The sequence below is a fragment of the Dictyoglomus sp. LHC4 genome (assembly GCF_055181355.1).
Window position 1 is genome coordinate 1,087,978 of the sequence record NZ_CM143707.1, and the last position, 11,421, is coordinate 1,099,398.

The following is an 11,421-nucleotide window of genomic DNA, read 5'->3' on the forward strand; positions in this document are numbered from 1 at the left end:
CTTAAAGAAAGAGCTTTTTTACCATTACTAAGGCATCTTCCCCATCTTTATAATACCATTTTCTAACACCTATTTTTTGAAAGCCCTTTTTATAATATAGATTTTGGGCAATGGTATTGGATACTCTAACTTCTAAGATTATATTTCTAACTTGATTTTTGAGACAATAATCTATAACAAAATCCATTAATCTATCTCCGATTTTTCTTCCTCTATAATCAGGGTGTACTGCTATTGTGGTTATTTGGGCTTCTTGAAATATAACCCAAAGGCCTACAAAGCCGACAATTTTTTCGTTATGCACAGCTACAAAATATCTTGCAATTTTGTTAGATGTTAATTCTTTTTCAAAGCTTTCTCTGCTCCAAGGATTAGAGAAAGATAACTTATTTATTTCATCAACAGAATCTATGTCTTCAAATTTCATTGGCCTTATCTCTATATTTATTTCAGTTTTTTGATCCTGTTCTTTCATGTCTTTTCTCCCAGTTAATTTCTGCGCTTGATTTTTGCCTATAATCAGGAAGTAGAGTTAAATAATCTTTAATATACCCATTTTGATATTTTTTTAATGTAATGTATACGAGGGTTTCTCCCCTGATTGAGTTTAGAAATTCTGGGGTTGATATTATATTTTTAGGAAGTAATAATTTTAGATCTTCAGGTATATCTCCAGTTATTATTGTAGGATTGTCTTTACTAAATCTATTTAGCAGACTTAGAAATGTATCGTATGAATAAACATCTTCAGGATGGATAGGATCTTCATCCACATAAAAACCTGCATGTATCTCTCCCTTTCTTGCAGACAAAATTGGTACTTTTAATCCTTTAAAAGCAATCTGAGAAGCTAAGGCTTCTAAATATGATATTCCAACAGTTGGTTTTTTATAGATTTGGGCTAAAGTTTTTATAGTAACTACTCCTATTCTTAGGCCTGTAAATGATCCTGGTCCTGTGATTACGCTAAAAATATCCACATCTTTTAAATTCCATTTTGATTTTTTTAGAAGTTCTTGTAAATTACTCGTTAATGTCTCACCATATGTTCTGGAATTAGTAGAATAAAAAAGCTCATAAATTTCTTCGTCTTTCCACAAAACAATATTGCTCTTATTGGATGCTGTATTTATGCTTAAGATAAACATTCTTTAAGCCCCTCTATGAGATTTTTATATCTTTCTCCTTTAGGTTTAAATATTATTTTTCTTTCATTATTACTCATATGAAGAAATTCAATTTCGAGTCTATTATCAGGTAAGTAATTCAAAATTCTATCAGCCCATTCTATGGCAATAATGTAGTCATCCTTAAGATACTCTTCAAGGCCAATATTAAAAAGCTCTATTTCAGGATTGTTTAGACGGTATACATCTATATGAAGGAATGGATATTTACCTTTGTATTCCTTTATTATCAGAAAAGAAGGAGAATTTATTGGATTTTTAATATCAATTCCTTCAGCTAATCCTTTAACAAAGGTAGTTTTTCCACTTCCTAAATCTCCTATTAATGCTAAAATATCTCTTGGTTTTAACTTTTCTCCAATAGTTTTTCCGATTTTATATGTATGTTCTGAAGATTTACTTACTATTTCCATCTATAATTCCCAAGGATCTTTTACTATAATTATGTCGTTTCTTTCAGGTCCTGTTCCTATTATTTCGATTTTTGTATCTAATTCCTTTTCAATCATTTCTAAATATTTAATAGTATTTTGAGGTAATCTTGAGATATCTAATATTCCCAATAGATTTTCTTTCCATCCTGGTATCTCTTCAAAAATAGGTTCACAATCTTTTAATACATTTAAAGAAGAAGGGAATTCATCAATTAATTTTCCTTTATATCTATATCCTACTACAACCTTCAATTTCTCAAGACCGCTCAATACGTCTAATTTAGTAATAGCAATGCTTGTAAAGTTATTTATTCTTTTTGCATATCGTAATGCTACTAGATCCAACCAACCCACACGACGAGGTCTTCTGGTTACTGTACCATATTCTTGTCCTTTCTCTCTTATATATTCTGCTATAGAGTCGTGAATTTCACTTGGAAATGGTCCTTCTCCAACTCGTGATGTATATCCCTTTATTACACCTATTATTTTTTTAATTTTTTGAGGACCTATTCCAGCTCCTACGCATACTCCTCCTGCTATGGTAAATGAAGAAGTAACATAAGGATATGTACCATAATAAATATCAAGAAGAGTGCCTTGTGCAGCTTCAAATAGTACCTTTTTCCCTGAATCAATCAGATCATTTATAAGTTTAGAGGTATCTGTAATTATTACACCTTTTTTTGATAATTTTTCTATAGCTTCTATTTGGGAATTATAAATTTCCTTTATTTTATATCCAAGAGATTCTTCAGATAATATTTTTGATTTAAAGTCATATATTTGAGTTATTCTTTCTATAAAGTATTCTTTATCAAGTAGATCTCCTATTCTTAGACTATCTCTTGCAATGTAATCACTGTAAGCTGGTCCTATACCTCTTGCGGTTGTACCTATCTTGGATTTTTCTCTTTTTTCTTCAAAAAATTTATCCAATAAAGGATGGTATGGCAAAACTAAAGGAGACCTGTCACTGATATAAAGGTTTTTTATTTTTATACCATTTTTCTCTAATTCTTCAATCTCTTCTACTAAAGCTGGTAGATTGACAATTACTCCTGTAGCAATTATATTAATTACTTTTTCGGAAACTATACCGGATGGGAGAAGTCTAAATTTAAAGGTTTTATCTTTAACTATTACTGTATGGCCAGCGTTATTTCCTCCATTGAATCTTACAACTGCATCAGCATTTTGTGAAATAATATCTATAATTTTTCCTTTTCCCTCATCTCCCCATTGAGATCCTATTACAACAATGGTATTAAATTCTTTATTCATCATCTTCTCCTCCTAACATAATTTTCAATTCCTTTCTTATATCTTCTTCTGTTTTAAATATTCTCGCTACATTAGTGCGTATGGCTGCTTTAGCAACCTCTTCCGCTACTTTTGGAACTACTCTTTTGTCAAGCGGGGAGGGTATTAAGTAGTCTACTCTTGGTTCCTCGATTAAGGATGCAATGGCGAAAGAAGCAGAGAGTTTCATTTCTTGATTTATTTCTCTTGCTCTGACAAGTAAAGCTCCTCTAAATACACCTGGAAAAGCGAGGAGATTATTTATTTGGTTAGGATAATCAGATCTTCCAGTACCTATTATTCTTACACCCTCTTTTTGGGCAACTTCAGGCATTATTTCTGGAACAGGATTGGCCATGGCAAAAATAATAGGATCTTTTTTCATCAATTTTATATACTCTGGATATAAAAGATTTGCCTGAGAAACACCAATGAACACGTTAGCATCTTTTAGGGCGTCTTTTAATTCTCCCTTTTCTTTTTCAGGATTAATTATTGATGCTATTTTTTCTTTTTCAGGATTCATACCATCTTTTCTTCCTGGATATATGATACCATGACGATCAACTAATCTAATATTTTTTGCACCTTCAGAAATAAGAAATTTTGCTATAGCTATTCCTGCAGCTCCCGCCCCTAATATCACTATTTTTATTTCATTCAGTTTTAAATTCTTTAGTTTTAGAGCATTTATGAGAGCTGCATAAGTTACTATTGCAGTACCGTGTTGGTCATCATGAAATACAGGTATATCTAATAGTTCAGTGAGTTTTTCTTCAATATAAAAACAGTTTGGTGCTGATATATCTTCAAGATTAATACCTCCGAATATAGGAGATATATTATAAACAATATCTATTATTTTTTCTGGGTCTTGTGTATTTAAGCATATAGGAAAAGCATCTATATTGGCAAACTTCTTAAATAATATTGCCTTCCCTTCCATTACGGGTATAGCTCCTAAAGGACCGATGTTTCCAAGACCTAAAACTGCAGAACCATCGCTAACTACCGCTACGGTATTTGCTTTTATAGTGAGGTCATAAACTAAATTAGGTTTTTCATAGATAACCTGAGATACTCCTGCAACCCCAGGCGTATAAGCCAAAGAAAGATCGTTTTTATTCTCTAATGGTACTTTAGGCTTTATCTCTAATTTACCTTTTTTCCATTTATGAAGCTCAATAGAATTTTCATAGAAATTCATTTAATTCTCTCCTTCAGGTAGGACTACTTTAATATGTACTTCTTCTAATTGTTTTGGATCAACTTCTGAGGGAGCTCCTGTTAAAAGACAAGTCCCACTTTGAGTTTTTGGAAAAGCAATCACATCTCTTAAAGATGGGGAATTAGTAAGAATAGCAACTATTCTATCTATCCCTAAAGCTATACCTCCATGGGGTGGAGCTCCATATTCAAAGGCTTCTAATAGAAATCCAAATTTTTTCTTTGCATCTTCAGGAGAAATATTTAATATATTAAATATTTTTTCTTGAATTTCTCTTTGATGAATTCTTATGCTTCCACTACCTAATTCAGTACCATTTAATACTAAATCATAACACTGAGCTCTAACCTTCAATGGATTGGTGTCTAATAAGGGAAGATCTTCTTCTTTTGGAGAAGTAAATGGATGATGTTCAGCTACAATTCTTTTTTCTTCTTCATCATATTCGAAAAGAGGGAAGTCTGTAACCCAAAGGAAAAAAAGCCCTTCTTTTTTAGGAATATCAAATATTTGGGTAAGCTCTAATCTCATGCTTCCAAGGATTTTTACTACCTTTTTCCATTCACCTGCAATGCTAAAAAAGGAATCTCCAGGTTTTAAATTTAATGTTCCAATGATTTTAGCCTTATCATCGTCACTTAGATATTTGTTAATGGAAGATTTTAATGTGCCATCTGCATAAGAGAACCACATTACTCCTTTACCTTTTAATTCTCTTACTTTGTTCTCTATGATGCTCCAATCCCTCCTTGTTGGTATTATTCCTCTCAATATTATTCCTTTCACTACACCATTATTTGCAATAATATTTTTTATAAACTCTAAGGAGAAATTTGAAAAAAGATCTGTTACGTCAGTTATTTTTAGATCGTATCTTAAGTCGGGTTTATCACTTCCATATGTGTTCATAGCTTCATCATAAGTTAGTCTGATAAAGGGGATTTGGATTTCCACATCTAAAGTCTCTCTAAGAGTTATTTTAAATAACTCTTCTATAATATTAAATACATCTTCCTGATCTATAAAAGACATTTCCATATCGAGCTGGGTAAATTCAGGTTGTCTATCAGCTCTTAAATCCTCATCTCTAAAGCATCTCGCTATTTGAAAATATTTATCAAATCCTGATACCATAAGAATTTGTTTAAATAATTGAGGGGATTGGGGGAGGGCATAGAATTTTCCAGGCTGAAGTCGACTTGGTATTAGAAAATCACGTGCTCCTTCGGGAGTACTTACAATTAAATATGGGGTTTCGATTTCTATAAAACCTTTTTTAGATAAGAAATTTCTTATGGAAAGAATAAATTTATGCCTAAAAGTTATATTATATTGCATTTTTTCTCTTCTTAGATCTAAATACCTATATTTTAATCTAACTGTTTCATCAATCTCCTTATTGCTCCATAGGTTAAAGGGAAGAGGTTTAGCTGTATTTTCTACTTTTATTTTTCTTACTTCGATTTCGATTTCTCCTGTTAGTATTTTAGGGTTTTCCATTCCTTCAGGTCTTTTTCTAACTTTTCCCTCTACTGTTATTACCCATTCATTACCTAAATTATCTGCAATATTATAGCTTTCCTGAGAAATAGATGGATCAAATACTAATTGAATAATTCCACTTCTATCTCTAAGATCTACAAATATAAGTCCACCATGGTGCCTTATTCTATGTACCCATCCACTTAAAATTACTGTTTCACCTATATTTTTTGAGTTTATCTCTCCACAATAATAGTTCCTTTTCAAAATCTTTCCCACCTTTCCCTTGTGTGAAATTCTTTGTAATTATAGCATAGTCTCAATGTCTTCTAAGATAGTATTGAGGTTTAAATCTGTATATTTTTCTTCTCCTGTTTTAAAATTCTTTATCTTAAGTTTATTTTTTACAATTTCTTCAGTTAAGAATATTACAATATCACTTCCTAATCTATCTGCCCATTTTAATTGAGTTCTTAAATTTTCTTGGGGAGAACCCATATCAACTCTATATTTTGTTCTTAATATTTTTGCAAGTTTTATGCCTGCCTCCACATAATCTTCAGAAAGGGTAATAAATATAAGAGGGATATAAGGTAAGGATATATGGTTTTGCTGTTTTAAAAGAATAATAAGTCTTTCTATACCAAGGGCAAAACCAAGGCCAGGGATAGATGGACCACCGTAAGTTTCTACTAAATTATCATACCTTCCTCCCCCGACTACTGCGTTCTGAGATCCAAGAGTTGTGGTGGTTATCTCAAATACGGTTTTTGTATAATAATCAAGTCCTCTTACCAGCTTTGGGCTTAATTTATATTTGATATTATCTAAACTTAAATATTTTTGTAATTTTTCAAAGTGAATTTTACATTCATCGCAAAGATAGTCGATGGGTTGTGGAGCCTGATCTTTTAAAGCAATAAGTTTTTCATCTTTTGAGTCAAGTAATCTTAATGGATTTCTTTCTAATCTTTCTTTATCTATGGGAGAAAACTGGTCTTCGTATTTTCTGAAATAGTTTATAAGAGCTTCTCTATAATTTGGTCTACATTTTATGCAACCTAATGAATTTATTTCTACTTCTAAATTTTCTAACTTAAGGTTTTTCAAAAGATCTACTGCTAATTTTATTACCTCAAAATCTATATATGGATCTTTTCTTCCTAAAACCTCTATTCCTAATTGATGAAATTGTCTATATCTTCCTGCTTGAGGTCTTTCGTATCTAAACATAGGACCAATGTAATATACTTTGCATACAGGTTTCTGATTATATATTTTGTTTGTAAGAAAGGCTCTTATGACTCCTGGAGTGCCTTCTGGCCTTAATGTAAGAGAACGCCCCTTTTTATCTGTAAAGGTATACATTTCTTTCATTACAATATCTGTAGTTTCGCCAGTGCCTTTTCTAAAAAGTTCTGTGTATTCAAATATGGGAGTCCTTATTTCTTCATAGTTATAAGATTCAAAAAGTTTTCTGGCTGTGTTTTCTACAAGATGCCAATATGGAATATCTTCAGGAAGTATATCTTGTACTCCACGGGGAAGTTCTATGTTCATTCTTTAGCCCTCCTTGGTTTTTTAAGATCTTCTGTATCAATTATAATAGTTACTGGACCATCATTTATTAATTCAACTTCCATGTAAGCTTGAAATTCTCCTTCTTGTACTTTATCTATATATGTTTTTATATATTCTATAAATTTTTTGTAGAGAAAATAGGCTTTTTCTTTTTCTGCAGCCCTTGTAAAATCAGGTCTTCTTCCTCTTCTACAATCAGCATATAAGGTAAATTGTGAGACTACAAGGATTTCTCCATTTATTTCTTTAATACTTAAGTTCATTTTTCCCTCTTTATCTGAGAATATTCTTAAGTTAATGATTTTGTCTGCTAAAATTATAATATCTTCTTCTGTATCTTCTTGAGCTATTCCCAAGAGAATTAGAAGTCCTTGAGAAATTTTACCTATTACTTCTCCTTCTACTCTTACCTCTGCTCTCTTTACTCTTTGTATGACTGTCCTCATTTATATTCTCACTGCTCTTCTAACTGAAATGACATCAGATAATTTTTTTATCTCTTCCATAAGATAATTGAAGGTTAAAGGATTGTCAATCTCTACAACTACTTTTATTCTTGCTATACCATCTTTTCCAACCTTTGTTCCTAAGTCCAATATATTTATTCTTGCCTGTGAGATTCTCTCTATTAGATCTTTCAATAGGCCTACTCTGTCTATAGCATCTATCTCAATACCTGTTTTATATTTTCCTCCACCTTTGAGCTTTTGCCATTCAATAGTAATAACTCTTTCTGGATATCTATTTTTGAGGTGTATAAGATTAGGGCAATCTTTCCTATGTACCACTATGCCCCTACCTTTTGATACATAACCCATAACTTGGTCTCCTGGTATAGGGTTACAACATTCTGCAATTCTGATCATAATATTGTCTAAGCCAGATATTTCGAGACCTTCTACTAATTTGTTTTTTTCAGTTTCCCCCAAAGTCACTATAATTTCTTTTTTAAGCTCCTTCTTAAACCTCTCGATAAATTGTTGAGGGGTTATTTCTCCAGTACCTATGCTAAGTAAGAAAGACTCTATTTCTTTGAAACCATGTTCGTTCAAGAAATTCTTACCAATGGAAGATTCTAATAAATCATTTATAGAAATCTCATCTTTATTTAACACTTCTTTTAACCAATCTTCATTTTTCTTTATTTCATTCTCAATAGTTTCTTTGGCTTTTTGAAGTGTTTCTTCTCTTGCTAATTTTTTAAAGTATTGCTTTATCTTATTTTTAGCTTGACTTGTTCTTACAATATTAAGCCAGTCCCTACTTGGTTTTCCCTCCTCTTTACTTGTTATGATTTCAACAATATCTCCATTTTGAAGAATATAATTTAAAGGAACTATTTTCCCGTTTACTTTAGCTCCTTTACATCTATGGCCCACTTCAGTATGTATAGAATAGGCAAAATCTAAAGGAGTTGATCCTTGAGGTAAGGCAATAATATCTCCCTTAGGAGTAAAAACATAGATCTCTCTTTCAAAAAGATCACTTCTTATAGAATCTAAGAATTCTTGATCATCCAACAGTTCTTTTTGCCATTCAAGAAGTTGTCTTAACCACGATAATTTTTCTTCAAAAGAATCGGGCTTCTTTATCTCTTCTTTGTAAAGCCAATGGGCAGCAACTCCGTATTCTGCTATTCTATGCATTTCCCATGTTCTAATCTGCACTTCAAGAGGTTTTCCATCCATAGCAATTACTGTAGTATGAAGTGATTGATAGTTATTAGATTTTTTATTGGCAATATAATCTTTAAATCTTCCAGGAACTGGTCTCCATAAATTATGGATGATTCCTAATACTTCATAACATTCTATCTCATTGTTTACTATAATTCTTACTCCTAATAAATCATACATTTCTTCTATTTCAATTCCTCTACGAATCATTTTTTGATAGATGCTATAGAGGTGTTTTGCTCTTCCAGTGACTTCTGCTTCTATGTTAGCTTTTTTAAGTTCTTCTTTAATTATTTCAATGGCTTTCTCAATAAATTCTTCTCTCTTTTTTCTTGTTTCAGCTACTTTATTAGCTACGTAATGATATTTATCTGGTTCTAAATATCTAAAAGCTAAATCTTCTAATCTCCACTTTATATCCCAAACACCTAATCTATGAGCAAGGGGTGCATAGATTTCTAAGGTTTCTTTTGCTATTCTTTTTCTTTTTTCTTCTTCATGGTATTGAAGAGTTTGCATATTATGTAATCTATCTGCAAGCTTGACTATTATTACTCTTATGTCTTTCGCTATAGCTATAAACATTTTTCTCAAATTTTGAGCTTTATAAGCTTCTGTGGGGTAAAAACTTAATCTTTCTAATTTTGTAATAGCAGCTACCAAGGAAAGGACATCTTTTCCAAATTCTTTTTCCAATTCTAAAGGGGTAACATTTGTATCTTCTAAGACATCGTGAAGCAAACCTGCTATTACTACAGTTTCATCCATTCCAAGATTCGTGAGTATTTTGGCAACCTCAACGGGATGAGTTATGTAGGGTTCTCCAGATTTTCTTAATTGATCTTTATGAGCCTTTTGTGCGAAGAGGAAGGCTTTCTTCAGGTTTTCTGAAGAATATTTATTATTTGATGCTTGTAATAATTCCTGAAGTAAGTCTTCCTCATCTTTCATAATTTTATTAATTATACTATGAAAATGTTAAAGAATAAAGATTAATCCTATAGCTGAAAGTATTCCTAAAAATCCTCCAAAAAGAAAAGGGGCAGATGGACCAAAATAACTCCATAAAAGACCTGCTAAGAAGGAGGCTGGGAATAGTCCTATACCTACTAAGGTAGCGTGAAGACCAATTACCGTAGCCCTTAAATCTGATGGTGCAAGATCTGCAATAAGAGCTTTTTCAACCCCTTCTGTAAAGGATATATAAAGTCCATAAAGTACAAAAAGTAACCATAAATAGGGAAATTTAGATATAAATCCAAAGCCTAAATATACTAAACCATAGAATAAATATCCTATGATCAAGATTTTTTTGCGTCCTATTTTATCTGATAAAGCACCCGCAGGAAATGAAAATAATGTATAAACTAAGTTGTATAAAAGATAAAGATAAAGTACGTCAAGCATTGATGCACCTAAATTCTTTGATCTTAAAAATAGAAACTGGTTAGAAGAATTTCCGAGGGTAAATATAAAAGTAAATATTAGAAAAGCTTTCAATCTTTTATCCAGATCCCTCCATTTTAGTTTTAAAGTTAATTTAGATGTTGAATTATGTTTCATAGTTTCTTTTGCGAGGAATAATACTAAGACACCAAGAAAGGCTGGGATTATGCTTATTAGTATTATTTTTTTAAAGGTAGGTATGTAAATAGATAAATTAGAAGATGTTTCTTTGATTCCCAAAGAACTTATTATCCATATGGATATTAGAACCCCAAGAAAAGCTCCAAGAGTATCCATTGCTCTATGAAGTCCAAATGCTTTTCCTCGATTTTCTATAGAAGATTCCGCAATAAGTGCGTCTCGAGGAGCGGTCCTTATTCCTTTGCCAAATCTGTCAAGGATTCTACCAATAAAAACTCCAATCCATGAACCTGCAAGGTATAAAAAGATTTTACCAAAAGCTGAAAAAGCGTATCCTGCTATTGCAATGGGTTTTCTTTTTCTATTTTTGTCTGAAATATAACCCGAGTAAACCTTTAAAAGAGATGCTAAACTTTCTGCAAAACCTTCTACAATTCCTAATATGGCAGGTCCAGCACCTAAAGCAAGAAGATAGAAAGATATTAAAGGATAGAACATCTCTGTACTTATATCCGTAAGAAAGCTTGCTATACCAGTAATTATGACATTCCACATTTATTTTTCACCTCCTTGTAAATAATTTAGATATATATTATACTACCTTCATATAGTGTATGTTTATAGCTTATAATATGGAGGTGCTATAAATTGGATTTAAAGAGTAAAATGGAAATACTCTTATTGACCTTTGGAACTATATTTTTAGCAGAGCTTGGTGATAAAACTCAACTTGCTGTTTTGAGTCTTTCTGTAAAATCAAAACAGCCTTTTTGGGTTTTTTTAGGTGCAGCTTTAGCTTTGTCTTTAATTTCTTTTTTAGGAGCTTATCTTGGTGATTTATTGACAAGATATATTCCAAATAGTATATTTGAAAAAGTTGTTGGTATATTGTTTATTTTAATAGGAATATTTATAGTGGTCAAAAATTAAAGAGAAAAATCAGA

General features: G+C 31.5%; 11 protein-coding genes. 1 reads left to right on the top strand and 10 read right to left on the bottom strand.

From position 1 onward, the window contains the following. Window position 1 precedes the first annotated feature (1 nt). Genes rimI through ACY3JO_RS05345 form a run of 10 tightly spaced genes read right to left on the bottom strand, consistent with a single transcriptional unit; the run spans window position 2 to window position 11,032 of the window. Window positions 2-475: a ribosomal protein S18-alanine N-acetyltransferase gene (gene rimI, locus ACY3JO_RS05300; RefSeq protein WP_463084008.1), complete on the bottom strand. Its 474-nt coding sequence runs from the start codon at window positions 473-475 to the stop codon at window positions 2-4. Beyond that, window positions 450-1,148 carry a tRNA (adenosine(37)-N6)-threonylcarbamoyltransferase complex dimerization subunit type 1 TsaB gene (gene tsaB, locus ACY3JO_RS05305; RefSeq protein WP_463084009.1) on the bottom strand — a complete coding sequence of 233 codons (699 nt, stop codon included), beginning with the start codon at window positions 1,146-1,148 and terminating at the stop codon, window positions 450-452. Before tsaB ends, rimI begins: the two co-directional genes overlap by 26 nt. Next, a complete protein-coding gene (gene tsaE, locus ACY3JO_RS05310; protein ID WP_463084010.1) occupies window positions 1,136-1,600 on the bottom strand; it encodes a tRNA (adenosine(37)-N6)-threonylcarbamoyltransferase complex ATPase subunit type 1 TsaE in 465 nt (154 codons plus the stop codon). The genes tsaB and tsaE overlap by 13 nt, the downstream gene beginning before the upstream one ends. Then, a complete protein-coding gene (locus ACY3JO_RS05315) occupies window positions 1,601-2,905 on the bottom strand; it encodes an adenylosuccinate synthase (RefSeq protein WP_463085654.1) in 1,305 nt (434 codons plus the stop codon). Then, window positions 2,898-4,130 (bottom strand): NAD(P)-dependent malic enzyme, encoded by a 1,233-nt coding sequence (locus ACY3JO_RS05320; RefSeq protein ID WP_463084011.1) that lies wholly within the window; start codon window positions 4,128-4,130, stop codon window positions 2,898-2,900. Before ACY3JO_RS05320 ends, ACY3JO_RS05315 begins: the two co-directional genes overlap by 8 nt. Further along, on the bottom strand, window positions 4,131-5,900 hold the full coding sequence (gene aspS, locus ACY3JO_RS05325) for an aspartate--tRNA ligase (protein ID WP_463084012.1): 1,770 nt from the start codon (window positions 5,898-5,900) through the stop codon (window positions 4,131-4,133). Between the two features lie 39 nt (window positions 5,901-5,939). Beyond that, window positions 5,940-7,193, bottom strand: a complete 1,254-nt coding sequence (gene hisS / locus ACY3JO_RS05330) for a histidine--tRNA ligase (protein WP_463084013.1) — start codon at window positions 7,191-7,193, stop codon at window positions 5,940-5,942. Beyond that, a complete protein-coding gene (gene dtd / locus ACY3JO_RS05335) occupies window positions 7,190-7,660 on the bottom strand; it encodes a D-aminoacyl-tRNA deacylase (protein ID WP_463084014.1) in 471 nt (156 codons plus the stop codon). The genes hisS and dtd overlap by 4 nt, the downstream gene beginning before the upstream one ends. Further along, the gene (locus tag ACY3JO_RS05340; RefSeq protein WP_463084015.1) at window positions 7,661-9,841 is read right to left on the bottom strand and encodes a RelA/SpoT family protein; all 2,181 of its coding nucleotides are present in this window, start codon (window positions 9,839-9,841) and stop codon (window positions 7,661-7,663) included. 27 nt (window positions 9,842-9,868) lie between these two features. Then, complete coding sequence (locus tag ACY3JO_RS05345) at window positions 9,869-11,032, bottom strand: MFS transporter (protein ID WP_463084016.1); 1,164 nt, start codon at window positions 11,030-11,032, stop codon at window positions 9,869-9,871. Between the two features lie 93 nt (window positions 11,033-11,125). On the opposite strand from ACY3JO_RS05345, the gene ACY3JO_RS05350 reads away from it, so the two are divergent. Next, window positions 11,126-11,407 (top strand): TMEM165/GDT1 family protein, encoded by a 282-nt coding sequence (locus ACY3JO_RS05350; protein ID WP_463084017.1) that lies wholly within the window; start codon window positions 11,126-11,128, stop codon window positions 11,405-11,407. Window positions 11,408-11,421 lie beyond the last annotated feature (14 nt).

Bases quoted from the DNA above. Each gene is read 5' to 3' on its own strand.
- dtd (WP_463084014.1), bottom strand. From the start codon at position 7,660: ATGAGGACAGTCATACAAAGAGTAAAGAGAGCAGAGGTAAGAGTAGAA.
- tsaB (WP_463084009.1), bottom strand. From the start codon at position 1,148: ATGTTTATCTTAAGCATAAATACAGCATCCAATAAGAGCAATATTGTT.
- ACY3JO_RS05340 (WP_463084015.1), bottom strand. From the start codon at position 9,841: ATGAAAGATGAGGAAGACTTACTTCAGGAATTATTACAAGCATCAAAT.
- ACY3JO_RS05320 (WP_463084011.1), bottom strand. From the start codon at position 4,130: ATGAATTTCTATGAAAATTCTATTGAGCTTCATAAATGGAAAAAAGGT.
- rimI (WP_463084008.1), bottom strand. From the start codon at position 475: ATGAAAGAACAGGATCAAAAAACTGAAATAAATATAGAGATAAGGCCA.
- ACY3JO_RS05345 (WP_463084016.1), bottom strand. From the start codon at position 11,032: ATGTGGAATGTCATAATTACTGGTATAGCAAGCTTTCTTACGGATATA.
- ACY3JO_RS05315 (WP_463085654.1), bottom strand. From the start codon at position 2,905: ATGAATAAAGAATTTAATACCATTGTTGTAATAGGATCTCAATGGGGA.
- tsaE (WP_463084010.1), bottom strand. From the start codon at position 1,600: ATGGAAATAGTAAGTAAATCTTCAGAACATACATATAAAATCGGAAAA.
- hisS (WP_463084013.1), bottom strand. From the start codon at position 7,193: ATGAACATAGAACTTCCCCGTGGAGTACAAGATATACTTCCTGAAGAT.